Origin of the sequence: Paenibacillus sp. 1011MAR3C5 (assembly GCF_003591485.1) — a bacterium.
GTDB lineage: Bacteria > Bacillota > Bacilli > Paenibacillales > Paenibacillaceae > Pristimantibacillus.
Genome location: NZ_QZCF01000015.1, coordinates 35,287 through 61,814, shown reverse-complemented (window position 1 = coordinate 61,814; position 26,528 = coordinate 35,287). Strand labels below are relative to the sequence as shown.

Here is a 26,528-nt window from a genome sequence, read left to right as displayed (position 1 = left end):
CATCCTAATTCAAAGGAGAGATCGATTCATGAAGAAGGATTTATGGTTGCGAAGTGCAAGGGTTCAGATGATCAAAGTATTGTGCTTGACGATGATTGTCGTATGGTTTAACCCTCTAGGGCTTGAGAGGGCTGTCGCAGCAGGCGCCAATCTGATCGCCGGGAAAAGCTACGCTTCCAGTATGGCAGCGAATGCCTCCTACCCGGATAGCGGAGGTGTAGAGCTGACGGACGGTATCACAGCAGCGCCGCTGCTTGCCGATGCCGCATGGCAAGGCAGGCTCACACCGGGCAGCTATTCCTTCACCGTTGATCTGGGAGCAGCGCAGACATTCCAGCGGTTCGAGGCCGGATTCTTCAAGTATGCGGGAGGCGGCATTCCTGCTCCAACGAGTGTGGAATACAGCTACTCCGCAGATAATGCCGTTTATCAGCCGGCGTGTTCCGTAGGCCAGCAGGGAGCGGGCAGCGATATCGTGCGTTTGACTTATTCATGCGATTCCGCAGCGCCTGCAACGGCTCGGTATGTGAAGATGACAGTATCCGGCACACCGGGCAGCTGGTCTTTCGTGGACGAGTGGAAAGTGCTGGAGGCAGAGCCTGCCCCTGCGAATGTACTGAAATTAAACGGCTCGTTCCTGCAGCCGGAGCTTGGCGACCAGTGGAGCAACACGCAGTGGGAAGATGAATTCCAGTATATGAAGGAAGTCGGCATGGATCATCTGATTCTGCAGTGGTCGGCGAATACGGAGTTCGGAACTGCTGTCTACCCGACGACCGTAACGGGCCTCACTCAAGAGACATCGCAAGACGTTGTCGCGAAGGCGCTGCAGATGGGTGAGGAATACGGCCTCGATATCTACATCGGTCTTCAGCTTAATCATGAATGGTTCGCCAATTATACGAATAATGTGGCATGGCTGGATGAAGAAGCGGGCATAGCCAGCGAGTTAATCGAGGATTTGTGGAACCAATACAGCAGCTATGACTCCTTCAAGGGCTGGTATTTAAGCTTCGAGGTAGACAATTGGAACTTGCCTGACGCCGCTTCATGGCAGCGCATGGCGGACTTCTATAATGATGTCACGACGGTAGCCCATACAGTGTCCCCAGGGCTTCCGATTATGATCTCGCCGTTCTACAATGTATCAGGCGGGTTGAATCCGTCCGGCTGGCAGACAATGTGGAATTACATTCTGAGCCGTACAGACATCGACATCCTTGCCTTGCAGGACGGTATCGGAGCCGGTCATGCGGTAACATCCGATCTGGCAAGCTGGTTTGCTGCGACGAAAAATGCCATCACCGCTTCGAGCCCGGGCACGGCGCTTTGGGCGGATACGGAGACGTTCAATACGGACTTCAGGCCGATGGATATGCAGCTTATGCTGGACAATATGCTGGCGGTGGAGCCGTATGTCAGCCATTATACGAGCTTCAGCTTCAACCATTACATGAGTCCTCAGACCGTTAATCCGTTGTACTATGAGACCTACGCTGACTATGTAGCTACTGGCGTCATGGATTCGGCGGCTCCAACGACACCATCAGGACTAACGGCAACGGCCGCCGATGCGATGACGGTGAACCTGAACTGGAGCAGCTCGACAGACAATACCGGGGTAGTGGGCTATCAAATATACCGTAACAGTGAGCTAGTTTATGCCGACTATACCGCGGCTGCAAGCTTTGTCGATAAACAACTGACGCCGGGAATCTCGTATACGTATGCCGTGCGTGCGTTCGACGCGGCAGGCAATCTGTCTGCTCTGTCATCGTCAGTATCCGTAACAACTCCGGCAGGAACGACTTATCCGAATAATTGGTCTGCAGGAAGGTCCTACGCTTCGTCGATGCCTGCGGATGCCGCTTATCCGGATTCGGGCGGCACGGAGCTCACGAATGGAGCTTATGGCTCGGCGTCTTATGTAGACGGAGCTTGGCAAGGCCGCAATACCGCAAGCCCTTATAGCTTTGTCATTGATTTGGGGCAAGTACGCACGATCAGCGAATTGAATGCCAACTTCCTGCAAGTGAAATCCGTTTATGTGCTGCTGCCCAAGGAAGTGCGGTTCTCCGTGTCCAGCGACAATATCACCTTTACGAATGCCGGAACGGTCGAGAAGCCTGCAGTCAGCAGCTCCGATCAGACTAAAACTTATCGTGTGACCGGGCTGTCCGGCGTGTCCGGCCGCTATGTCAAAGTGGAAGTCGTCCCGGCGAGCAGCGCATGGACATTCATCGATGAGATTCAGGCTCGCAGCTAATCGTTTGCTCCTTACCCCGAACTATATGCGCTATTAATGAAATGTTTTAGATGCACGCATAAGAATGGTCTGATTGGAAGAGTTTCGAAAACGCGCGTAAAAAAAGAAGCTGCTCATGAGTCGCGTGGACTCGTTGAGCAGCTTCTATCATTTCATTATTGAACAGTGCGGCTGCGCAGTGTCAGTTCTTCGATCAGCTCTTGCGCCGAAGCTTGCAGTCTTTCGGTAAGCTCTTCGTTGATCTCAAACTTGGTTTCGCTGCTGCCATCCTGAATGCGGTTCACTTGGTTATCCGTAGCATAGATGCCCTTGATGAAGTGGCGTGCGCCCATGGATGCCAGTACTGGCTTGAGGGAATAATCGATGGACAGCAGATGCGCGAGCGTACCGCCAATGAACAATGGCAATACGAGCTTGCCCTCCAATCCCTTCTGAGGCAGCAGATCAATATAGGATTTCAATACGCCTGTATAGGAAGCCTTGTATACCGGGCTGGCAATAATGACAGCCGACGCTTCCTCTACCAGTCTATTGGCCTCTACAATCGCCGGGCTGCCGAAGCGGGAATGGACCAGGTCTTCCGCCGGCAAGGTTACGACCGTAATCATCTTCGACGGGTAGCCCTTCAGATCAAGCTCTCTTCTAATGAAGTCTACAATTCCGTTCAGACGCGATGTTGCGTTCGGACTTCCAGATATGATTACAATAGAATTGGACATGAAAGATGCATCTCCTTTATAGTAAGCACGTATACACGTATGAGCAGTCAGAAATAGCGGTCTTATCCGATAAGTTTTCTTTGTAAAAGAGTACCATGAATGGCTGATCCGGTCAAACGCCGGACGAGGCTGAATGCAGCAGAATGATATGATAAAATGGACGAAAAAGAGCGCTTAATTTCATGGGAGTGGAACTTAAATGAGCACATATGAATGGGTAAAGCCTCTGGAACGTATTATGAACAGGCCGTTAGCGGTATTGACTATGAACGCGGCAGAATGGAAAGCGGCTGCCGAAGGGGCGGAAGCGGCTTCTGAACCATTCTTGGACGGTATCGTATCGGCAGGGAATTGGATCGAACATGACGGAAAGCTGTGGATGGTCGCGGAGATCAGTCAGAAGCAGATGTCCGTCCTGGAGATGGAAGCGCGCGATATGGATACGAAGGATAAGGAGCTGATCAGTTGGTCCTTGCGGCATGCATCCAGCGTATCGAAGCAGCATGAAGACACGGGCGCCTCGGAATCTGAGAAGCTGGCGTTCAAGCTGGGAGAATGGCTGCAGAAGCAGCTTGAATCGGAAGAGCCGGTCTATTCGCTGCCTGATCATCTGACAGTCGGCAACCGCTTGTATCATGATATGATTCCGTTCCTGCTTGTAGCCGAGCAATCCAGCGTCAAGCAAGATGCCTATCCGGAGCTTGAGAAGCTGCTGCGCTCCTTTCTCTCAGACGATATCTTGTTAATTCCGCTCAAGAGCCGAGAATGGCTTATATGGGGGCCGATGTCGCTGTTGAAGGATGAAGACGCGGAGATGCACGAGCTCGCAGAGGAAGAAACGATGGAAGACAGCTTGGCTTCCATCGCGATCGGCCTCCATGAGATGCTGGCAAGCGAATGGCTGGGCGAATGTCATCTGGCCGTTACGCATCCTATATCTCCGGCGAAGGGGATGGTCGAGGCGGCGATTACAATGCGGGAGACGATCCATCTGGGCCGCAAGTTCCATGTCGGAACGAACATTCATCTTCCTTGGATGCTTCAGCTGGAGAGACTGCTTAATGCGATTCCTGAGTCGAACCGGTCCAAGTATTTGGAGCAGTCGCTGAAGCGGGCGGATCTGTTCGTCGAAGCGGAGATGCTCAGCACGCTGGACACCTTCTTCTCCCTCGATTGCAATGTCAGCGAGACGGCCAAGAAGCTGTATATTCACCGCAATACGCTCCTCTACCGGCTGGACAAGCTGAAGCAGGAGACAGGACTGGACGTACGGCAGTTTCGGGATGCCGTTCTCGTGAAGATTATTTTGCTATTGTACAAAGTTACGAAAAGGAATTAAATTTTTTGTAAGGTATGTGCATAGTCATCTGTCTCCCTGTGGGATAAGATAGATGCATATCGAAATTCTTTTTTAGGGGGAAATTGATCATGGCAGGCGTACGCTTAGAAGGCATTTACAAAAAATATCCGGGTTCGGACAAAGCATCTGTAACCGATGTAAACCTAGACATCCAGGACAAAGAATTCCTCGTATTGGTCGGACCATCCGGTTGCGGTAAATCGACGACTCTTCGTATGATCGCAGGTCTTGAAGAAATCTCGGAAGGTAAATTGTTCATCGGCGACCGTCTTGTGAACGACGTAGCTCCTAAAGATCGCGACATCGCGATGGTATTCCAATCCTATGCCCTGTATCCGCACATGAACGTGTACCAAAACATGGCATTCGGTCTTAAACTTCGTAAATTCAAAAAAGCAGACATCGACAAACGCGTTCGTGAAGCTGCTAAAATTCTTGATATCGAGCATTTGCTTGACCGTAAGCCAAAAGCACTTTCCGGTGGTCAGCGTCAGCGCGTTGCCTTGGGCCGTGCGATCGTCCGCGAACCTCAAGTATTCTTGATGGACGAACCGCTTTCCAACCTTGATGCTAAACTTCGCGGCCAAATGCGCGCGGAAATCAGCAAACTGACTAAGCGTCTGGAAACAACAACAATCTACGTAACGCATGACCAGATCGAAGCCATGACAATGGGCGATCGTATCGTCGTTATGAAAGACGGCTTCATTCAACAAACAGATTCTCCGGAGCAACTGTACAACAATCCGAAGAACATCTTCGTAGCAGGTTTCATCGGCGCTCCATCGATGAACTTCATTGTAGGCACACTGTCCGAGCAAGGCGGCGCTGTACGCTTCAAAGCGGCTGGCGTTGACGTTTCTGTACCAGAAGGCAAAGCGGCTACGCTTCGTTCCAAAGGCTACATCGGCAAAGAAGTCATCATGGGCGTACGTCCTGAGGACATTCATGAAGAGCCTGTATTCCTGGAAGCATCCCCTAACTCGATCGTGAACGCGAACGTTGAGGTTGCTGAGAACCTTGGTCACGAAATGTACCTGTACCTGAACGGTATCGGTTCCGACACGGTTATCGCACGCGTTGACGGCCGTTCCGCAATCCGCGACGGCGCAAGCGTGAAGCTGGCTCTGGACATGAACAAGGTTCACCTGTTCGACAAAGAGACAGAACTGAACATTTTCGAGAACTAATAGCTGATTATAACAAGGAGTCTCCGGTTCATTCCGGAGGCTCTTTTTTATTTTATTTTTTCAATATAGGAAAACCGTTTGCGGAGTTGAACGGTCTAATACATACAAAGATGGCAGCAAGGCAGGGCGGGGGGAAGCAATGGGGCATGATGAACACAATGACGCGGATCTGCGCAAAGACGATGAAGCGTTGCTGGAGCGAATAGAGAGGGAGAAGGGCAAAATGTACGGAATTGCCTATGCCTATATGCGCAACGAAGCGGATGCGCTGGAAGCCGTGCAGGAGACGGTATGCCGCGTCTGGATGAAGCGGCGAAGCCTCCGGGAGCCGAGATATTTCGCAACATGGATGATACGAATCTTAATCCATGTCTGTATGGATGAGCGGAAGAAACGGAAGCGGGAGCAGCCGTCTCCCAATGAAAGATTAGAACGGGCGGCTGATTCGGACCGAACGATCGAGCGCATCGGGATGGCAGAACAGATTGCGAAGCTGCCGCCGCGATATCGTATGGTCGTCGTGCTGAAATATTATCGGGATATGACCGTAATGGAAATAGCCAAGTTGCTCGAAAAGCCGGACGGTACAATTCGTACTTGGCTGCACAAGGCACTGAAGCAATTGCGGCGCGAGATGGAGCAGGGAAAGGAGGGCGTCGATCATGAGCGAGTCGTGGAAGAAGGCTGGGGAAGAAGATAAGGTTAATCCACAAGACGGAGACAAGAAAGAGAGTGCAGGACAATTCGATGAATTGGAGGGGAAACCTGAGTTTGCTGAACTGCTGGACAATCTAAGAGGCGACCGCAAACGGGTAGATAGGCAGATTCAACTGGATCATGAGTCTGAATTGGAATATCGATTAGACCAGGCATTGCGCAATGGGCATGCTAATGGACGCAGGCGCAGCGTAACGAATCGAAGAAAAAGAATCAGCTTGCAAATGGGAGTTGCGGCTGTCTGTCTCATGCTCATGCTGACGGCCTTTGTCCGCATCTCGCCAGCCTTTGCCGCTATCGTTAAGGAGATTCCCGGTTTTGGACGATTTGTGGAATTGGTATCCTATGATCGCTCCTTAATGACCGCATTGGACCATGAATACTTCCAGCTTGTGAACCAATCCGATGAGAGGAACGGCTATACCTTTACCGTGAATGGCGTTCTCGCCGATTCGCAGCGGATCGTACTTCTGTATACAGCGGAGGGACCGGGCATTACGGAAGAGAATATGACTTTTCTGCCGTACAAACTGAAGGATGGGAGCGGGGAAGATCTTCAGGCGATGTCTGCAAGCTCCCATTTCTTCCGGGATGCGACGGAAAAAAAGGGTGTCGTACAAGACTATTTGGATATTCGAGTTACGTCTGGTGAGGCGATACCGAAAGTGCTGAGCGTCATGATGCAACTGGGGGATGAATGGCTCGAAGTGAACGTGCCGATCGACCATGAGAAATTTGCAGATCTGGAAGAGACATTTAAGGTGGATGAGACGTTTGAAGTAGCGGGGCAGCGGATTACGATTACGGAGGTAAGCATTACGCCGCTTCAGGTAACTGTAGACTTCAAGAGTCCTTCATCGAATAGCAAGCAGCTTATAGACCTGATTGATCTAAGGCTCGTGGATGAGCGTGGAAGAAGCTACACCTCGCAAACAGGTATAGGAGATTTGGACACGACATTAAGAAAACATTTTCAAGTTGGTTCTTTCAACAAGGCCAAATCGCTGACGATGGTCGCAAAAGGGGTATTGATGTCGGACCGCAATCTCAAAGTTGTGATCGACACCGAAAAAGAGTTGATGATCAGCGCACCCGACGAAAGATTATCGTTATCAGAAGTTGTAAAGTGGGATGATGCGATTGATTTCAATTTTGAAATGCTGCAGGATGAAATTCCTGGAGGCGGTATGAGAGCCTATAGCCTATTCAAATTTGACGGAACGTTCCGCGATGCCTCAGGTCAGGTTTATCCATTGAAATATGGGGATAGCCGGAATAACAACTTTACAGGAATACGAGCCAGCAACGATACGATAATAGGCATGTACTATTACCATATCCCGAATGAAGACTATGTCCAGCCGTTAACCTTTGACGTCTACCAATATCAAGGTTATGTTCTGCAAGACATATCAGTCCCAATCAAATAAAGCAGGGGCGCCGCGCGGCGGGAAACGTTGCGTTCGGCGTCTTTTTGCATTACGATGAAGACATTGGGAAAATTGATGTACATACGGACAGATCAAGCTTGCGCGCAGATGAAGGGGGTCCATACCGTGCCGAAAAAAGTGAAAGTATCAGAGCTCGTCCGGCAGTTCCAGCTGGAGATTGTAGCAGGCGAGGACGGACTTAAACGCAATATTACTGTAGATGACTTATACCGTCCGGGACTGGAGATGGCAGGCTACTTCCATTACTTCCCGAGCGAGCGGGTACAGCTGCTTGGACGTACCGAAATATCATTCCTCAACATGCTGGACAGCGAGGAGAGGAAGAACCGCATGGTTCGCCTGTGTAACGAGGACACGCCGTGTATTATTCTGACTCGCGGACTCGAAGCGCCTAAGGAGCTTATCGAGCAGTCGAATGCGATGCAGGTGCCTGTGCTGCGCAGCAATACGGCTACGACGATTCTCTCCAGCCGCATTACGGACTTCCTGGAGCATAAGCTGGCGCCGACCGCTACCATTCACGGCGTTCTGGTCGACGTATACGGCGTCGGGATGCTGATTACGGGAGGCAGCGGAATCGGCAAGAGCGAGACGGCTCTGGAACTGGTGAAGCGGAGCCACCGTCTGGTAGCGGACGATGCCGTCGAGATCCGCCAGACATCCGATGGGCAGCTGCACGGGACAGCGCCGGAGCTTATCCGTCACTTGCTGGAAATCCGCGGTTTGGGCATCATCAACGTTATGACGCTGTTCGGTGCGGGGGCTGTCCGCACGCAGAAGCGGATCGGTCTTGTCATCAAGCTGGAGAACTGGCAGCAGGATAAGCAATACGACCGTCTTGGTCTGGATGAAGAAGTGACGCGCATCATTGATACGGATATACCGCTCGTGACCATTCCGGTTCGTCCGGGGCGGAACTTGGCTGTTATTATCGAAGTGGCCGCCATGAACTTCCGATTGAAGCGGATGGGTTATAATGCTGCTCTGCAATTCACGAACAAACTCACCGAGACGATTGCTGACGATATGGATGATTACGATTGAGCATGCACACAACATCGCACACATAGCCAATATATGAAATGAGGGAGTAGATCAAACCAATGGATACGTTCGCGATTAATCCGGTGCTATTCGAAATCGGCGGTTTGTCGATTAGATGGTACGGACTTATTTTGGGATTAGGTGCGCTAGCGGGTCTTATGCTCGCTGTGCAGGAAGGCAAGCGATTCGGCATCAAGCCGGATTTTTTCATGGACTTGCTGTTGCTTGGAGCGCCATCAGCTATCATTGCTGCACGTATTTATTACGTGGCGTTCACGTGGGATCAATACAAAGATCGGCCGCTGGATATTTTCAAAATATGGGAAGGCGGCATCGCAATCTACGGCGCGATAATCGGCGCGTTTATCTGCGGCATTATCTATGCAAGATATAAAGGATATCGGTTCCTCAGAATTGCCGACATTACAGTGCCATCGATCTTGGTGGGACAAATGATTGGACGCTGGGGCAACTTCATGAACCAGGAAGCATACGGGGGACCTGTAAGTGAAGAGTTCCTTCGCAATACGCTGCATATCCCGTCCTTTATCGTCAATCATATGTTTATTGTAGATTCGGCTATTCCGGAAGGCGCCTTCCGTCATCCGGCGTTTCTGTATGAATCGCTCTGGAGCTTGGTGGGACTGGCTATTCTGTTCGTCCTTCGCCGACAGAAGTTCCTGCGCGTCGGCGAACTGACGGCCGCTTACTTCATCTGGTACTCCATCGGCAGGTTCTTTATTGAAGCGCTGCGTATCGACAGCCTGGCGTTTATGGGGCCGAACTGGTTGGTATCACTGATCAACGGTCTATGGTCGCCAATTAGCGGAGTGTTCGATCAAGGGTATCTGGACCCGGCCTACGGCAATATTCGCATCTCGCAATTGCTGGCTCTGCTGCTCATTATCGCAGCGGTCATCTTCATTATTGTACGGCGCATAACGGGTCAAGCGGATGTACGCTATGCCGATCCGATTGTGACCACGAAGCCGGAGCGCAACGGCTTAACGGCAGATGGGCAAGATATCGCCACGGCTTCCAAAGCGGGCGAAGACAAGAAGTAATCGTAGACTTGAATGTCATTATAGCGGGAAGTCAGTCAGCTTTGTGAATTTAGGAGGCCGTACAGCATGAATCAAATTCGCACGATGTTATTCGATCTGGATGGTACGATTCTGGATACGAATGAGCTTATTATCCGTTCTTTCCTGGAGTCGTTGAAGGGCTATGTGCCAGAGGACTTCTGCCGGGATCACATCATCCCGAGCATGGGACTGACGCTGGCTGACCAGATGAAGCTGTTCTCGGGACTGGAAGATGTGGAGCATCTCGTGAAGGCGTATCGCGAAGTCAACCTGAGGCTGCATGACGATTTGGTACGGACGTTCGAATACGTGAACGAAGTGCTGGAGAATCTTCATCGGGAGGGCGTACAGATCGGCGTAGTGACGACCAAGATGAGGCTTACGACGGAGAGAGGCCTCAAGTTCGTCGGCATATACGATTATATTGATGCCATTGTGACGATCGATGATGTGACGCATGCCAAGCCGCATCCGGAGCCGGTCTTGAAGGCGATGAAGTTGCTCGGAGCCGATCCAGCGACGACTATTATGGTAGGAGACAGCACGGTCGACATTCAGTCTGCGGTCGCCGCCGGAGCGATCGGCGTTGGTGTCGCATGGTCGCTTAAGGGAGGCCAGATTCTGCGGGATGCCGGCGCAACGTATGTCATTGACGATATGCGGGAGCTGTATGCTTTCGCGGGATCGGAGCTGGGGACGCTTGAGAGACGTTGAACGCTACCCCGTTGAAGGACCCAATGCCTTATGGCAGGTCTATTCGACAGTAAGCAGAATGAAGGCGGTACGGAACTTTATCTTTATTCAACTGGCGAGATATTGTCCTGTGCTGCCTTGGAAGAATTGGATCTACCGCCGTGTGCTGGGGATGCAGGTCGGGAAGCATACAGCATTCGCTCTGATGGTGATGGTGGACGTCTTCTTCCCGGAACGGATAACGGTAGGGAATAATTCGATTATCGGCTATAATACAACGATATTGACGCATGAATATTTGATCAAGGAATATCGTCTCGGCTACGTACATATCGGCGACCATGTCATGATTGGCGCGAACACGACTATTCTTCCCGGTGTTACGATCGGGGATCATGCCGTTGTCGCCGCCGGGTCGGTAGTTCATAAGGATGTGCCCGCACATGCTTTTGTCGGCGGCAATCCGATGAGGCTAATTGAGCGTCGATTGGATTGATGTGGCTTACGCAAGAGCGTTCTCCAATCAGGAGAGCAAGAACCGGGCTGTCCATAGGTAGAGATGATAGACTCACAGCAACGGGGATGTCCTTCATGCAGAGCGAATAGTGCGCAGGCGCTTATCGTGAATGCGGGAGGATGTCCTTTTTTATGAGGAAATAAGCTGATACTGCTATTCATAGGGAGGCGTTCTGCCGATACAAGGAGAAGCTGGGTTGTTAGGCTGGCAAGGGGCTGTGACAGCTTGACGGGAGAGCGTTAATCATGCTACGATAACCACTAATATCTTTATTTTGGTAGTATGGTAACACTTTAAATCACTAAAGTATTAATGAAGGAGAACGGTTATGTCTAAACCAAAGATGTTCGAGAAGCCGACCGGTGCCAAGGACTATCTGCCGGAAGCGGTTCGCAAGCTGCGTCATATCGAGCGCGAAGTGCTGGCCTGCATGCGCGGCTGGGGCTATGAACAAATCATTACGCCAACGATGGAATATTACGATACGGTGGGGGCGGCAAGCTCCACATCCGACCATAAATTATACAAGCTGCTCAATAACCGTGGTACGACGCTGGTCCTCCGCTCCGATATGACGTCCCCTATTGCGCGGGTCGTCTCTTCGCTGCTTAAGGAATCCGATTTCCCGCTGCGTTTGTCCTATCATTCTAATGTATTCCGTTCGATTGAAGAGGAAGCCGGACGGGAGGTTGAGTTTTTCCAGACGGGCGTTGAGCTGGTTGGTGATTCGTCTGCAGAAGCGGATGCTGAAGTTGTCGCGCTGGCGATTGCGTCGCTGAAGGCGGCAGGGGTAGAGCGCTTCAAGATTGCGATCGGCCATGTCGGCTTCCTGAACGGTCTGCTTGGCGAAGCGCTGCCGGGCCGCACAGAGGAGCAGGAGCTGCTGAAGTCATGCCTGCTGGGGCGTGATTATGTCGGTTATCGCGACCAACTGCGGAAGCTGTCGCTGGAAGAGCCGGTGCGCGCTGAGCTGGAAGGGATATTGCGGCTGCGCGGCGGCGGAGAAGTATGCGACCAGGCGCTGGAGCTATGCACGGACGAGACGGCGAGAGAGTCGATTAGCCATCTGTGCGAGATTTGGGATGCACTCAAGGCATACGGCGTCAGCGAGCATGTCTTGATTGATCTAACGATGATCGGCGACTTCTCGTATTACACGGGCATGACCTTTGAAGGATATGCTGCCGATCTGGGGTTTCCTGTCGTCAGCGGCGGCCGTTATGATAATCTGCTGGCACAATTCGGACGTCCAGCAGGTGCAACCGGCTTTGCTCTGAAGACGACGAGAGTGCTTGAGCTTCTGGGCGCGGAAAGCGATGAAGAAGAAGAACGTGCGTTAATCGTATACGATGCTGCCGGACGCGACGAAGCGCTGGCAGAGGCGCAGCAGCTGCGCGCAGAAGGCGGGCTGGTTGTGACGGAGAGAGCCGATACGCTACCGGATGAGCTGCATAAGGCCGCTCAGTCTGGAAGCTTCCAATATAAAGGGCTTCGCTATACGACTCTGAGAACGTATATGGCTGGCCCAGGAACGAAAGGAGGCAGCGCAACATGAGCAGCGAAAAAGACATATTGAAGGTTGCGATGCCGAAGGGCAGAATATACAAGCAAGCGCTGAAGCTGTTCCGTGAAGCGGGCATTCCGATTCCGGGCGACTTTGACGATACTCGCAAGCTGATTATTGAACAGCCTGAAGCGAAGATGGAATTTATTATGGCGAAGCCGGTTGATGTACCGACCTTTGTCGAATATGGCGTCGCGGACATTGGCATTGTAGGCAAGGACGTTCTAATGGAAGAAGACAAGGATGTCTACGAGCTTCTTGATCTGGGCATCGCGAAGTGCCGAATGTCGGTCATCGGTCTGCCAGACTGGAAACCGACGATCCAGCCGCGTGTAGCGACCAAGTATCCGAGTGTCGCATCTGCCTACTTCCGTGAGCAGGGTCAGCAGGTTGAAGTTATTAAGCTTAACGGCTCGATCGAGCTTGCGCCTCTGATCGGGCTGGCCGATCGTATCGTCGATATGGTCGAGACGGGCCAGACGCTGCGGGAGAACGGCCTTGTGGAGATGGAGACGATCTTCGGCATTACGAGCCGACTGATTGCCAATCGCGTGAGCTACCGGATGAAGAACGATAGCATCCAGAGCCTGTGCGACCGGCTGCAAGATACGATTGCAACGAAGTCATTCTAGATATAGCAAGATGCGCGGCAGCAGAGCGCAGGGAGAGGAGTGTTGAAACATGCGCATTATGCGTGCGGAGCAATTTGGATTGAAGCGCGAGGTGGAGTACGGCACGCCGGAGCAGAATGAAAGTGCTTTGCGGATTGTAGCAGACGTGAAGGCGGAAGGCGACGCTGCCTTGCTGCGCTATACGGAGCAGCATGACAGGGTGAAGCTGGATGCAGCTTCGCTTCGTGTGACACAGGAGGAGATTGATGCGGCTTATGATCGTGTCGATGCTGCTTTCCTGACGGCATTGCGCGAAGCGGCAGCCAATATCCGAAAGTTCCATGAGAAGCAATTGCGCAACTCATGGATGGATCTTCAGCCTGACGGTACAATGCTGGGACAAATCATGCGTCCCTTGAAGCGTGTTGGCGTATATGTGCCAGGCGGCAAAGCGGCGTACCCTTCATCCGTACTGATGAACGTGATTCCGGCTCAAGTAGCGGGCGTACCCGAAATCGTAATGGTAACGCCCCCAGCTACAGGTGGGAAGGAAGGAATTGATCCCTATATTCTGGTCGCCGCGGCTGAAGCGGGCGTGAAGGAGCTGTACCGCGTTGGAGGGGCGCAAGCGATTGCGGCGCTTGCTTACGGTACAGACACGATTGCTCCAGTAGATAAGATTTGCGGTCCCGGCAATATCTACGTGGCGCTGGCGAAGCGCGCCGTATTCGGCGCGGTCGATATTGACAGCATCGCGGGGCCGAGCGAGATCGTCGTATTGGCGGATGAGTCTGCCGACCCGGTCTATATCGCAGCTGACCTGCTGTCCCAGGCGGAGCATGATGAGATGGCTTCTTCGATCCTGGTTACATCTTCTGAGAAGCTGGCACAAGCCGTCTCCGGTGAAGTGGAGCGCCAGCTGTCGACGCTGCCGAGACAAGACATCGCCAGAAGCTCGATCGACCAGTATGGTGCGGTCTTGCTGGTCGATTCAATCGAAGCGGGCATCGATGTCGTGAACCAGCTCGCTCCCGAGCATCTGGAGGTGCTGACGGAGGAGCCGATGAGACTGCTAGGGATGATCGAGAATGCAGGAGCGATCTTCCTCGGTCCTTACAGCTCGGAGCCGGTAGGCGACTACTTCGCGGGACCGAATCACATCATTCCGACCAACGGAACGGCTCGTTTCTCCTCGCCTGTGAATGTGGATGACTTTATGAAGAAATCCAGCTTGATCTACTATAGCAAGGAAGCTCTGATGAAAAACGGTGAAAACATTATGACACTGGCCCGTCATGAAGGACTCGAAGGCCATGCCAGAGCGATCCAGGTTCGTCTGGATAAGGAGAATGGCTCGAAGTAGAGTGGACCCCGAGAAACGGGCAGCAGAGTGCGGCTAGTCTTTTTGTAAGAAGCTAATAAATGAAGGAAACATAGATGGAGGTAGGAGTTACGATGACAGAACAAGCGATGCGCGAAGCTTCGGTAGCGCGGAAGACGAATGAAACGGATATTACGCTCAAATTTGCGGTAGACGGCACAGGACAATCTCAGCTAGAGACGGATGTTCCGTTCCTGAACCATATGCTTGACCTGTTCGCCAAGCACGGACAATTCGACTTGACAGTCGATGCGAAGGGCGACATCGATATCGATGATCACCATACGGTAGAGGATATCGGTATATGCCTCGGCCAGACGCTTCGCGAGGCGCTGGGCGACAAGCGCGGCATCAAGCGTTATGCCAGCGTGTTCGTGCCGATGGATGAGGCACTTGCACAGGTTGTGATCGACGTGAGCAACCGGCCGCACTTTGAATACAGGGCGCAATATCCTTCTTCCCAAGTAGGCAGCTTCTCCACCGAGCTTGTTCATGAGTTCCTGTGGAAGCTGGCTCTGGAAGCGCGCATTACGCTGCATGTTATTGTGCACTACGGCCAAAATACGCATCATATGATCGAAGCCGTATTCAAGGCTCTGGGACGAGCGCTTGACGAGGCGACCAGCATTGATCCTCGCGTACAAGGAGTGCCTTCGACGAAGGGAGTACTGTAGGATGATCGCGATTATCGATTACGGGATGGGCAATCTCCACAGCGTCAGCAAAGCCGTGGAACGTCTCGGTTATGAAGCGGTTATAACGGCCGATCCGCAGCAAATTGTGGAGGCGGACGGCGCGATTTTGCCGGGCGTTGGCGCTTTTGGCGACGCGATGCAGAACTTGCGCAACACCGGACTGGACGAAGTCGTGAAGTTTTACGCGACATCGGGCAAGCCGATCCTTGGCATTTGTCTCGGCATGCAATTGCTGTTCAGTGAGAGCGAGGAGTACGGCCAGAATGAAGGGCTAGGCTTGCTGCCAGGCCAAGTTATCCGGTTCAACGGCAGCTTCAAAATTCCGCATATGGGCTGGAACAAGCTGAGCTTCCGGCAAGGGGACTCTCCTTTATTCCGTGGGCTTGAGGAAGGGCATGTCTATTTCGTCCATTCCTTCCATGCGAAGCCGGGCCTCGCGTCCGACCTGCTGGCCACGACGGATTATTATGGTCCGGTCACTGCTATCGTAGGGCGCGGCAGCGTATACGGCATGCAGTTCCACCCGGAGAAAAGCGGGGATCTGGGCATGGCGCTGCTAGGCAACTTCCTGGCTTTGACGGGAAGCGGCAAGCCGCAGACGATATCGGTCTAATAGGGAGAGGGGAGAGAGAGCATGCTGGCAAAACGAATTATTCCTTGTCTGGATGTGAAGGACGGCCGCGTTGTTAAAGGCGTGAACTTCGTGAATCTGCGCGATGCGGGCGATCCTGTAGAGCTTGCGGCAACCTATGACCGCGAAGGGGCGGATGAGCTTGTTTTTTTGGACATCTCAGCTTCCGTTGAAGGTAGAGCAACGATGATTGAGGTTGTCAAGCGGACGGCAGGGGAAATTACGATTCCGTTCACGGTTGGCGGCGGCATCTCGCATGTCGACGACATGACCAGATTGCTTCGCGCGGGTGCGGACAAGATCGGCATTAATACGGCAGCTATTAAAAATAAACCGCTTGTATCCGATGGCGCGCGCCGCTTCGGGTCGCAGTGCATCGTAGTCGCGATCGACGCCAAGTTCAACCCGGAGTGGGGCGAATGGGAAGTCTATACACATGGCGGGCGCCAAGCGACAGGCATTCGCGCGCTGGAGTGGGCGCGCGAGGCGGAGAAGCTGGGCGCAGGCGAGCTGCTGCTGACGAGCATGGACGCAGACGGCACGAAGGATGGCTTTGACGTGAAGCTGACGGCGGCTGTATCGGATTCCGTGGGGATTCCGGTTATCGCATCCGGCGGAGCGGGACAGATTCAGCACTTCCATGAAGTGTTCGAGGAAGCGCGCGCAGACGCGGCTTTAGCGGCAACAATATTCCATTACAAGGAAATGACGATACAAGAAGTGAAGAATGATTTGCGCAGGAAGGGAGTCGAGGTGAGATAATGGGAACAGTAGAGCTACAGGAGCAGATCAAATGGGATGCGGACGGTCTCGTGCCGGCCGTCGTGCAGGATGCGCAGAGCAAGGAAGTGCTTATGCTTGCTTACATGAACATGGAGTCGCTCAAGCTTTCCATTGAATCAGGCACAACGTGGTTCTGGAGCCGCTCGCGCAGCGAGCTGTGGAACAAAGGGGCGACAAGCGGGCATACGCAGCAGATTGTCTCCATGGCTTATGACTGTGACGGGGATACCTTGCTCGTCCGCGTGAATCAGCAGGGGCCGGCTTGCCATACGGGCAGCTACAGCTGCTTTTACAATTCGATTGCGGTTGAGGGTGAAGGAGCCAAAGAAGACGTGGAGCCCGTTGCCGACCGATTCGGTATTCTGGGCCGTCTGGAGGGGGTCATTGCTCAGCGTTATGCGGAGCGTCCGTCCGGCACGTACACAACGTACCTCTTCGACAAAGGCGTCGACAAAATCCTGAAAAAAGTCGGTGAAGAGTCCGCCGAAGTGATCATCGCAGCGAAGAATAAGGACAACGACGAGCTGCGCAGCGAAGCGGGCGACTTGCTCTTCCATCTCATGGTTCTGCTCCGTGAAAGGGGACTTCCGCTTGACGATATCATGTCCGAGCTGGAGAACCGCCACGGCAAACCGACGACGAATAAGATGAGGTAAAAGCCGGAAGTCATGACTTTGTCGAAAAATAGTAGCAATACCTTTTTGAATTATCGGTAAATCAATGTATAATAGGACAAGTAAGAATGATCGAAGTTTTAAATTATTTGGTTGAAACGCTCAGGAGGGTATCATGTTAAGCGACAAGGTGCGTATTTTTTCGGGTTCGTCAAATCCGGTATTGGCTCAGAAAATCAGCAGCGAACTAGGGCTGAACCTAGGTGCAATCAAGCTGTCCCGTTTCAAGAGCGGCGAGATCTATGTCCACTACGAAGAAACGATACGGAATTGCGACGTATTTTTGGTTCAGTCGTTCTCGCATCCCATTAACGAGCATTTCGTCGAATTGCTTGTCATGATCGATGCGGCGAAGCGTGCTTCCGCAAGAACGATTAACATCATTATGCCGTACTACGGATACGCACGCCAGGAACGCAAGGCTGCTCCGAGGGAGCCGATCTCGGCGAAAATGCTGGCAGATGTGCTGACGACAGTAGGCGCTACGCGTGTCATTACGATCGATCTGCATGCTCCGGCTATTCAAGGCTTCTTCAATATTCCGGTAGACCACATGACGGCGCTTGATCTGATCAGCGACTATCTGAAGTCGAAGAACATTAAGAACCCGGTTGTCGTATCGCCGGACGCAGGCCGCGCATCCACGGCGGAGAAGCTGGCCAACTATCTGGACACTTCGTTTGCGATTATGATCAAGAAACGTCCAGCTCACAACGAGTCGTCCATTACGCATGTCATCGGCGATGTTGCAGGCCAGACACCTATCATTATCGAAGATTTGATTGATACGGGCAATACGATTGTGAATGTTGTCGAAGGCTTGAAAGAAAGAGGCGCGGAGGATGTATACGTCTGCGCGACGCACCCGCTCTTCTCCGGAACCGCAATTGAGCGTTTGGATCATCCCAATATTAAAGAAGTCATCGTAACCGATTCCATCATGTTGCCGGAGACGACGCCGGAACGCTTCAAAATATTGTCGGTTGCGCCTCTGCTGGCGGAAGCGACACGCATTATTTTGGACGGCGGCTCGATCAGCACCCTGTTCAAAAACAAAGGTGTATAGCGCTTTTAGGCTTCAGTAATCGCATATCGACAAAGAGAGAATCGCGGGCGGCTTATGCTGTCCGCGATCTTTTCGACTTTTGGGATATCCAATAATCTTACGTGTTGAGTTCTGCGGGGCTATGGTATAATCGTAAAAAACGGGAACGGGACAGAAAAGGGCGATGAGAGCCGCCGCTGTTTACGGACGCACGATGCAGTGTGTTTTTTGTTGTTGAAGCCGAAGGTACGCGTTATGGTGCGCAAAGGTTTGCGCTATGCGGTGGTTTTTATGTTTCGATCCATAATTTTGCTGCGTTCAGCGTATTCGTATGCTGCAGAGGATATCGGATGCTGAGGGACGTACAGGGGCCGGCTCGTTGCAGCTAACTTTTGAAGTCGTCCGATTGCATGCCATGAGCCGAGGAGAGCATATACATTTCGAGTGATGCGGCTGACTGAAAGGTGATGTGGAGTGCAGTTGAATGGTATGGGAAGGGCGTACGGTGGTTGATTGGAGAAGACAGGTTTGAAGTTGCGTTTTGCATGCATGAAACGTGGTTAGCGCTCGCTGATCGTTGGTAGGCCGCATTGCTGGGAATGGCTGCGCAACGGCAGTTTTGCTCATGCAAAACGTAATTTACGTTTTATTGCTAAAGGGATAAGAGCGGGGAGCGAGCTCGGCGATTTGCTGTAAGCCGAGAAACTCGGCTTGCAAGGTGGAAATGAGCTCCGCGGAGTGCTGTAAGCCGAGAAACTCGGCTTGCAAGGCGGAGGTGAGCTCAGCAGAGTGTGTAAGCCGAGAAACTCGGCTTGCAAGCTGAGAATGAGCTCCGTGGAGTGCTGTAAGCCGAGAAACTCGGCTTGCAAGCTGAGAATGAGCTCCGTGGAGTGCTGTAAGCCAAGAAACTCGGCTTGCAAGCTGAGAATGAGCTCCGTGGAGTGCTGTAAGCCAAGAAACTCGGCTTGCAAGGCGGAGTGAGCGATCCGAATGATGAACGAGCATATCTAATGATGAGATATAGCATGCAAAGTTGTTTTGTTAACGCAAAACTGCTAAAAATGTACGAAGGCTGTTTTGCTGATGCGAACCGTGCTGTGATGTGTGAATGGCAGGCTGCTAGAGCAAAACATACAGGGAGGTGCCTTGCGAATGAAGGGAAAGAAACGTATGGCTGTCAATGAAGGAGCAGGAACCAAAATCATACCTATACAATGGGACGCTACGTTCTTTTTCGAGCGCGCGGTCCGTTCGCTGGACCGGTATCATTATGACAAGGCACTGAAGTATTTCCGCAGAGCCGTTGAATATGAGCCGGAGAATCCCGTGAACCATTGCAATATGGCGGGCATTCTGTCGGAGTTGGGCAACTATAAGGAGTCTAATGAGATTCTGAAATGGATCATCGAAGAGCTTGACCCCGAGATGACGGAATGCCACTTCTATATGGCGAATAACTTTGCCAATATGGAGATGTACGAATCGGCTGAGCAGTCGCTTGTGCAATATCTGCAAGAGGATGCGGAAGGTCATTATTTGGATGAAGCCGAGGAAATGATGGAGCTGCTCCATTATGAACTGGAGAGACCAGCGCCGCTCAAAAATATTAAGTCCCGCCAAGGCATGGTGGAACACGATCAGGCAAGGGCGTTGCTGGAGGAAGGGAAATTCACCGAGGCCGTTCGCATTCTGGAAGAGATTGCGGAGCAGCAGCCCGACTTTCTCGCGGCGCGCAACAATCTGGCTTTGGCGTACTATTATATGGGATTGTTCGATAAGGCCAAAGCTTGCATCCAAGGCGTGCTGGAGCATGAGCCGGGGAATCTTCATGCTCTGTGCAACCTGGCCATCTTCTATCAGCATGAAGAAGATACGGAAAGCCTGAAAGGACTGGTCGAGCTGCTGGCGAAAACAGTGCCGTTCCATCTGGAGCATGCATTCAAGCTGGCGACGACAATGGGAATACTGGGCGAGCATGGCGTAGCGCGCCGTCACTTCATGAGACTGATCAAGGATGGAGAGGCACAGCAGGACCCTTGTCTCCACCATTATGCAGCGGTTGCTGCCTTTAACTCCGGACAGCTGAACGACGCAGAGCGTCTGTGGAAGGGGACGATGAAGCTTGATCCCGCATCGGGGGTAGCTTCTTATTATCTGGATCAGCTGCAGCTGATTCGCGGCGGCGAGACGGCTTCGCCGATCAGCTACCATTACCACCTGCCGTTCGAGGAGCAATTCAAGCTGTGGGAAAAGTCATCGGACGGGATGCCGGATCATCTGAAGCGCGACCCGCTTGTCCGCTCGTCCTTCTTCTGGGCGCTGCGGCACGGTGATCAGCATACGAAGCTGCAAGTCATCCAGGCTTTCGGCATGATTGCCGATAATGAAGTGAAGGATGTGCTTCGTGCCTTCCTGCTGGAGCCGGAGGAAGATGACTATTTGAAAAAAATCGCCGTATTCGTGCTTCGTACAATGGGTGTTCAAGAACCGCTTCAGGTGATGCTGGAGGGCAAGGAGTCGGTTATCGAGCCGAACCGCGTACCTTCGAGACTGCCGGAATGGGATGATAAGTGGGAAGCGGTGGCGCAGGCGGCGATCAGCCGCATGAGCAAGCATTATGATCTTGTGCAGCAGCATGATATGATGACATTATGGGTTGAATTTCTAACCAGGGTCTATCCCAACGTTCCGAAGCTTGCGAAACCGGAGGGCTGGGCGGCGGCACTGGAATATTTGACAGCCAAGATGCATCGCCGCGCGATATCGTATCACGAGGTTTCGCTCCGATACGGCACATCCATTGCAACGGTGAGCAAACACGTGAAGCTAATCGATGAGGCTTGCGGCATTAAGGAGAAGATGAAGTCAATCAACTCCGTATTTTTTGCGCAGCAGCCAACAGAAGACTAATTTGATCATGAGGTGAAGCAGATGTACAAATCCATTATTATCGGTACGGGTCCTGCCGGACTGACGGCTGCTATCTATCTGGCGCGCGCCAACATGAATCCGCTCATTATTGAAGGGCCTGAGCCGGGCGGTCAGTTGACGACCACGACGGATGTGGAAAATTTCCCAGGCTTCCCTGAAGGCATTATGGGACCTGAGCTAATGGACAATATGCGCAAGCAAGCAGAGCGCTTCGGTGCGAAGTTTATGACGGGCTGGGTGAACAGCGTCGATATGTCGCAGCGTCCGTTCAAGCTACAAGTTGAGGGGCAAGGCGAGATCGTCGGCGAAAGCTTGATCATCTCCACAGGCGCCTCTGCCAAGTATCTTGGCATTCCTGGCGAGAAGGACAATGTGGGCAAAGGCGTCAGCACATGTGCAACATGCGATGGATTCTTCTTCCGCGGCAAGAAGATCATCGTGGTGGGCGGCGGCGACTCTGCGATGGAGGAGGCGAGCTTCCTCACTCGCTTCGCAACGAATGTTGAGCTGGTGAACCGCCGCAATGAGCTGCGGGCATCGAAGATCATGCAGGATCGCGCGCGTGAGAACGAGAAGATCAGCTGGAGCCTCAACCGCACGCCGGTGGAAGTTGTGGCGAACGGCATGGGCGTTACAGGCCTGAAGGTCAAGAACAATGAGACGGGCGAGGAAGAAGTCATCGAGACGAACGGGATCTTCATCGCGATCGGCCATACGCCGAACACGAAGTTCCTTGGTGGCCAGATTGATACGGATGAGCATGGCTACATTAAAGTGAAGCCGGGTACATCCGAGACGAACGTACCGGGCGTATTCGCATGCGGCGACGTTCAGGACAACAAATATCGCCAAGCGATTACGGCTGCGGGCAGCGGCTGTATGGCGGCGCTGGACTGCGAGAGGTTCCTGGAGGGACATATCACGCAGGATTGGAGCCAATCGCTTTAAGCCATTGGAGCAAGCGGAAAGGACTGCGGGGTTGATTCCAATCATCCTGCAGTCCTTTTCCTATCCGGCGATACAAGTGAGGAAGGAATCATAATGCCAGCAGGCTGGTATCCTCGTCTGCAGCTATTGAAGCAAGAGGGCTGAAGGGTGTCATCGGAATCCCTTCCATGGATGCACTTGCGAGATACTTGCATAGGGAAAAATGTCAGCTGTGATGCGGTAATTCAGCCCTTTTGGCGAGTGTTCGGGGTGGTGGATTGCGCTTGACCGAAGCGGTTACAACGCTTATAGTTGGAACAGAGAACGTTAACTTTATGGATGAGGTGGCTTTGTCATGTCTGAGAAGATTTACATTGGAGTCGATGTCGGTGGTACTACGATCAAGGTAGGCATCTGCGATGCGGAGGGACAGTTGCTCCACACGTTTGAAGGGCCGACGGGTACAGGTAAAGGAACGGACGTCATCCTTCATAATATTGCGAGTTATGCACGGGAGATTGTAAAAGATTCGCCTTTCGAATGGGAACAGGTTGAGGGTGTGGGCGTAGGCATCGCCGGCTTCCTTGATATACCAAGAGGCTTTGTAAAGTTTTCTGCGAATCTTTATATTGAAAATACCGATCTGAAAGGCTTCCTGGAGCAAGAATTGCAGAAGCCGATCAAGGTCAACAATGACGCGAATGTGGCAGCGCTTGGCGAAGCATGGGCTGGCGCGGGCAAAGGCATCGACAACTGCGTCTGCTACACACTCGGTACGGGTGTAGGCGGCGGCATCATTATCGGCGGCAGAATCGTGGAAGGGTTCGCAAGTATGGCGGGCGAGCTCGGGCATGCTTCGATCGTCCCTGATCTGGAAGCCATCCAGTGCGGCTGCGGCAAGATGGGATGCCTGGAGACGGTATCCTCCGCTACGGGCATTATCCGTATGGCGAAGGATGCAGTGGAGCGCGGAGACCGTACAACTTTGTCGGGTCTTGAGGATATTACGGCAAAGGATGTCGTTGATGCGGCGAAAGCCGGCGACGAAGTGGCGGCACGTATTGTGAGCCGCGCAGCATTCTACCTGGGTAAATCCATGTCCACGCTGGCTATTTTGCTGAACCCGCAATATTTCATTATCGGCGGCGGCGTCTCCAAAGCAGGCGACTTCCTGTTCGATCAGATTCGCGAAGTATTCGAGAAGTATACGCTAGACCAGGCGAAGGAAGGCGTGAAGATCGTTCCGGCTACGCTGGGCAACAACGCGGGCATCGTCGGAGCGGCAGGACTTATTCTAAGAGGATAGTAGGTGTCTCTCATGGAAACGACAGCGACATTGGCGAAGCTTGTCATAATTACCGGTATGTCGGGTGCGGGCAAAACAATTGCTGTCCAGAGCCTTGAGGATCTCGGATTTTTTTGCGTCGATAATCTGCCTCCGGTACTTATTCCCAAGTTCGCAGAATTAATCGAGCAGTCCAATGGTAAGATAGGAAAAGTAGCACTTGTCATCGATCTCCGCGGCAGGGAGTTTTTCACTGCGCTTGCGGAGTCGTTAGCTTATATTAAAGAGCATCATACGATCAGCTGCGAGATTCTGTTTCTGGATGCGACCGACGAGGTGCTGGTGCAGCGCTATAAGGAAAGCCGCCGCCGCCACCCGCTCGCTCCGCAGGGATTGCCTCTAGACGGTATTCATAGCGAGCGCCGCATGCTGGAGGACCTGAAGGGCTCCGCATCCCAGGTTATTGATACAAGCAACTTGAAGCCGCTTAAATTGAAAGAGCGGATTATTAATCATTTTACTCATCTGGAGCAGAACAGCTTGTCGATCAATGTGACGTCGTTCGGCTTCAAGTACGGGATTCCGATTGACGCCGATCTGATCTATGATGTCCGCTTCCTGCCGAATCCGCACTATGTGGAGCATCTGCGCCCTAATACGGGGCAAAATCCGGATGTCTATGAATACGTGATGAAATGGCCGGAAACGCAGCAGTTTCTGACGAAGCTCCTTGATATGCTGCAATTTCTCATACCGCTCTACCGCAAGGAAGGCAAGAGCCAAGTGGTCATCGGGATTGGCTGTACGGGCGGAAAGCACCGCTCTGTCGCGATCGCGGAATATTTGGGCCGCATGCTTGGCAGCAGCGATACGGAGCGGGTGCGTGTCAGCCACCGCGATTCCGAGCGAGATAAGCACTGACACGAGGTGAGAGCATGCAGACCATACAGAAAATAGTCAGACGTCCCAAAATCGTCGTCATAGGCGGCGGTACGGGACTGTCTGTCATGCTGCGGGGGTTGAAGGAGAAGCCGCTCGATATTACCGCTATCGTCACGGTAGCGGATGACGGCGGCAGCTCCGGCATATTGCGCAACGAGCTGCAAATACCGCCCCCCGGAGACATTCGGAACGTCCTGACGGCGCTGGCCGATACCGAGCCGCTTCTGACGGAGGTGCTCAAGTATCGTTTTCCAAACGGCACGGGACTTGCCGGACATAGCCTAGGCAATCTAATGCTGGCGGCCATGACGGATATCTCCGGCGACTTCGTATCGGGAATACGGCAGCTCAGCAAGGTGCTGGCGGTCAAGGGGCGGGTGCTGCCCGCCGCCGACCGGGCCATCGTGCTGAAGGCGGAGATGGCGGATGGCACGATTATTACAGGTGAATCGATGATTCCGAAGGCAGGGCAGGCGATTAAACGGGTGTTCCTGGAGCCGGCCGATGTCGAGCCGCTGGCTGAAGCGGTGGAGGCGATTGAGACCGCGGATGCGATTCTGATCGGGCCGGGCAGCTTATACACGAGCATTATGCCGAACCTGATCGTACCGAAGCTGGCGCAAGCCATTGTAGAATCAGAAGCAGTAAAGCTGTTCGTCTGCAACGTTATGACACAGCCAGGCGAGACGGATAATTATTCGGTTAGCAATCATTTGGATGCAATTCATGCGCATATTGGCCATCACTTATTCGATTATGTGATTGTGAATGACGGGGAAATTCCTCCGCAGGTGGAGAGTCAATACGCCGAGCTGGGCGCTAAGGCGGTTCATCTGGATATGGCAGAGGTCGAAAGCAGAGGTTATAAGGTCATTGCCGACCGGCTCGTCTTATTTCGAAAGTTTTTGCGTCATGACGCGGAACGATTAAGCCATCATATATATAAGCTAGTGGAGAATTGGATGTTAAGAAAGAGGTGAGGAAGAATGTCTTTTGCGGCGCAAACGAAGAAGGAACTGACATTAATCGAATCGGACAGCTGCTGTGAGCGTGCCGAGCTATCGGCCCTTATCCGGATGAACGGTTCGGTCAGCCTATCCAGCCGCAAGGTCGTTCTGGACATCTCGACGGAGAACGCGGCCATTGCCAGAAGAATATATTCGCTGATCAAAAAACATTTTGAGGTCCATGTGGAGCTGCTCGTTCGCAAGAAGATGCGGCTGAAGAAAAACAACGTCTATATCGTGCGTATGCCGACTCAAGTGCAAGAGGTGTTAAGCGAGCTGTGCATCGTATCGGAAGGCTTCATGTTCAACGACGGCATCGACAAAGAGATTGTACGGAAGCCTTGCTGCAAGCGTTCATATCTGAGGGGTGCATTCCTCGCAGGAGGCTCGGTCAATAATCCGGAGGGTTCCTCATATCATCTGGAAATTTCGTCGATGTATGAGCAGCATTGCGGCGCGCTGGTGGACCTTGCGAACAAGTTCGACCTGAACGCGCGGTGCATCGAGCGCAAGAAGGGCTTTATCTTCTACATCAAAGAAGGCGAAAAAATTATCGAATTGCTCAACATCATCGGAGCGCATCAAGCGCTGTTCAAATTCGAGGATGTACGGATCATGCGCGATATGCGCAATTCCGTCAACCGGATCGTCAACTGCGAGACGGCTAATCTGAACAAAACAATTGGTGCGGCTGTGAGACAAATCGACAATATCAAGCTGCTGCAGAAGGAAGTCGGACTGGATAGCCTGCCTGAGAAGCTGCGCGAGGTGGCGGAAATCAGGCTGCAGCATCCCGATCTGAACCTGACAGAGGTAGGCGAAATGCTTCGCGGAAAGGTCAGCAAATCCGGCGTCAATCATCGTCTTCGCAAAATCGACGAATTAGCCGAAAAAATCCGGGGCGGTTCAACTTTTGCCTAGTGCAACGGCTTGTATGATGATATAATAAGGTGTAATTGGCTTATATTATTCAACATTTCCCACATGATAAAGCTTTTAGTAAAATATAG

Annotated in this window: 24 protein-coding genes; 23 read left to right on the top strand and 1 reads right to left on the bottom strand. The window is 52.5% G+C overall.

Annotated elements, in window-relative coordinates:
* The first annotated feature begins 28 nt into the window (after window positions 1-28).
* On the top strand, window positions 29-2,266 hold the full coding sequence (locus D3P07_RS26340; RefSeq protein ID WP_119803960.1) for a DUF4434 domain-containing protein: 2,238 nt from the start codon (window positions 29-31) through the stop codon (window positions 2,264-2,266).
* 155 nt (window positions 2,267-2,421) lie between these two features.
* Here D3P07_RS26340 and ssuE read toward each other — a convergent pair whose 3' ends face one another.
* Window positions 2,422-2,985 carry an NADPH-dependent FMN reductase gene (gene ssuE, locus D3P07_RS26335; RefSeq protein ID WP_119803958.1) on the bottom strand — a complete coding sequence of 188 codons (564 nt, stop codon included), beginning with the start codon at window positions 2,983-2,985 and terminating at the stop codon, window positions 2,422-2,424.
* Window positions 2,986-3,184: 199 nt separating this feature from the next.
* Between ssuE and D3P07_RS26330 the strand changes: the two genes are divergently transcribed.
* The 22 genes from D3P07_RS26330 to whiA all read left to right on the top strand — a co-directional run bounded on the left by D3P07_RS26330 (window position 3,185) and on the right by whiA (window position 26,439).
* On the top strand, window positions 3,185-4,324 hold the full coding sequence (locus tag D3P07_RS26330) for a PucR family transcriptional regulator (RefSeq protein ID WP_119803956.1): 1,140 nt from the start codon (window positions 3,185-3,187) through the stop codon (window positions 4,322-4,324).
* Window positions 4,325-4,413: 89 nt separating this feature from the next.
* Entirely contained in the window at window positions 4,414-5,535 is a 1,122-nt protein-coding gene (locus D3P07_RS26325) for an ABC transporter ATP-binding protein (protein WP_119803954.1), read from the top strand.
* A gap of 139 nt (window positions 5,536-5,674) precedes the next feature.
* Window positions 5,675-6,235 (top strand): sigma-70 family RNA polymerase sigma factor, encoded by a 561-nt coding sequence (locus D3P07_RS26320; RefSeq protein ID WP_119803952.1) that lies wholly within the window; start codon window positions 5,675-5,677, stop codon window positions 6,233-6,235.
* Complete coding sequence (locus D3P07_RS26315) at window positions 6,198-7,682, top strand: DUF4179 domain-containing protein (RefSeq protein WP_119803950.1); 1,485 nt, start codon at window positions 6,198-6,200, stop codon at window positions 7,680-7,682. The genes D3P07_RS26320 and D3P07_RS26315 overlap by 38 nt, the downstream gene beginning before the upstream one ends.
* Before the next feature lie 126 nt (window positions 7,683-7,808).
* Window positions 7,809-8,747: an HPr(Ser) kinase/phosphatase gene (gene hprK, locus D3P07_RS26310; RefSeq protein WP_119803948.1), complete on the top strand. Its 939-nt coding sequence runs from the start codon at window positions 7,809-7,811 to the stop codon at window positions 8,745-8,747.
* Window positions 8,748-8,806: 59 nt separating this feature from the next.
* A complete protein-coding gene (lgt, locus tag D3P07_RS26305) occupies window positions 8,807-9,811 on the top strand; it encodes a prolipoprotein diacylglyceryl transferase (RefSeq protein WP_119803946.1) in 1,005 nt (334 codons plus the stop codon).
* A 66-nt stretch (window positions 9,812-9,877) separates the two neighbouring features.
* Window positions 9,878-10,546: a pyrophosphatase PpaX gene (gene ppaX, locus D3P07_RS26300; protein ID WP_119803944.1), complete on the top strand. Its 669-nt coding sequence runs from the start codon at window positions 9,878-9,880 to the stop codon at window positions 10,544-10,546.
* Complete coding sequence (locus D3P07_RS26295; RefSeq protein WP_182914520.1) at window positions 10,533-11,021, top strand: acyltransferase; 489 nt, start codon at window positions 10,533-10,535, stop codon at window positions 11,019-11,021. Before ppaX ends, D3P07_RS26295 begins: the two co-directional genes overlap by 14 nt.
* Before the next feature lie 349 nt (window positions 11,022-11,370).
* Window positions 11,371-12,597: an ATP phosphoribosyltransferase regulatory subunit gene (locus D3P07_RS26290; protein WP_119803941.1), complete on the top strand. Its 1,227-nt coding sequence runs from the start codon at window positions 11,371-11,373 to the stop codon at window positions 12,595-12,597.
* A complete protein-coding gene (gene hisG / locus D3P07_RS26285; RefSeq protein ID WP_119803939.1) occupies window positions 12,594-13,238 on the top strand; it encodes an ATP phosphoribosyltransferase in 645 nt (214 codons plus the stop codon). The genes D3P07_RS26290 and hisG overlap by 4 nt, the downstream gene beginning before the upstream one ends.
* A 49-nt stretch (window positions 13,239-13,287) precedes the next feature.
* Window positions 13,288-14,580, top strand: a complete 1,293-nt coding sequence (gene hisD, locus D3P07_RS26280) for a histidinol dehydrogenase (protein WP_119803937.1) — start codon at window positions 13,288-13,290, stop codon at window positions 14,578-14,580.
* A gap of 92 nt (window positions 14,581-14,672) precedes the next feature.
* Complete coding sequence (hisB, locus tag D3P07_RS26275) at window positions 14,673-15,272, top strand: imidazoleglycerol-phosphate dehydratase HisB (RefSeq protein ID WP_119803935.1); 600 nt, start codon at window positions 14,673-14,675, stop codon at window positions 15,270-15,272.
* Between the two features lies 1 nt (window position 15,273).
* On the top strand, window positions 15,274-15,906 hold the full coding sequence (gene hisH, locus D3P07_RS26270) for an imidazole glycerol phosphate synthase subunit HisH (RefSeq protein ID WP_119803933.1): 633 nt from the start codon (window positions 15,274-15,276) through the stop codon (window positions 15,904-15,906).
* A 21-nt stretch (window positions 15,907-15,927) separates the two neighbouring features.
* Window positions 15,928-16,686 carry an imidazole glycerol phosphate synthase subunit HisF gene (gene hisF / locus D3P07_RS26265; RefSeq protein WP_119803931.1) on the top strand — a complete coding sequence of 253 codons (759 nt, stop codon included), beginning with the start codon at window positions 15,928-15,930 and terminating at the stop codon, window positions 16,684-16,686.
* Window positions 16,686-17,363 carry a bifunctional phosphoribosyl-AMP cyclohydrolase/phosphoribosyl-ATP diphosphatase HisIE gene (hisIE, locus tag D3P07_RS26260; protein ID WP_119803929.1) on the top strand — a complete coding sequence of 226 codons (678 nt, stop codon included), beginning with the start codon at window positions 16,686-16,688 and terminating at the stop codon, window positions 17,361-17,363. The genes hisF and hisIE overlap by 1 nt, the downstream gene beginning before the upstream one ends.
* A gap of 133 nt (window positions 17,364-17,496) precedes the next feature.
* Entirely contained in the window at window positions 17,497-18,447 is a 951-nt protein-coding gene (locus D3P07_RS26255) for a ribose-phosphate diphosphokinase (protein WP_119803927.1), read from the top strand.
* A 1,131-nt stretch (window positions 18,448-19,578) separates the two neighbouring features.
* Window positions 19,579-21,336 (top strand): tetratricopeptide repeat protein, encoded by a 1,758-nt coding sequence (locus D3P07_RS26250; protein WP_119803925.1) that lies wholly within the window; start codon window positions 19,579-19,581, stop codon window positions 21,334-21,336.
* Between the two features lie 21 nt (window positions 21,337-21,357).
* Entirely contained in the window at window positions 21,358-22,305 is a 948-nt protein-coding gene (gene trxB / locus D3P07_RS26245) for a thioredoxin-disulfide reductase (protein WP_119803923.1), read from the top strand.
* 334 nt (window positions 22,306-22,639) lie between these two features.
* Window positions 22,640-23,590 (top strand): ROK family glucokinase, encoded by a 951-nt coding sequence (locus D3P07_RS26240; protein WP_119803921.1) that lies wholly within the window; start codon window positions 22,640-22,642, stop codon window positions 23,588-23,590.
* 12 nt (window positions 23,591-23,602) lie between these two features.
* Window positions 23,603-24,490, top strand: coding sequence for an RNase adapter RapZ (rapZ, locus tag D3P07_RS26235; RefSeq protein WP_119803919.1), 888 nt, complete (start codon window positions 23,603-23,605; stop codon window positions 24,488-24,490).
* 14 nt (window positions 24,491-24,504) lie between these two features.
* Window positions 24,505-25,491, top strand: a complete 987-nt coding sequence (locus D3P07_RS26230) for a gluconeogenesis factor YvcK family protein (protein WP_119803917.1) — start codon at window positions 24,505-24,507, stop codon at window positions 25,489-25,491.
* Between the two features lie 6 nt (window positions 25,492-25,497).
* On the top strand, window positions 25,498-26,439 hold the full coding sequence (gene whiA, locus D3P07_RS26225) for a DNA-binding protein WhiA (RefSeq protein WP_119803915.1): 942 nt from the start codon (window positions 25,498-25,500) through the stop codon (window positions 26,437-26,439).
* The last annotated feature ends 89 nt before the right edge of the window (window positions 26,440-26,528 follow it).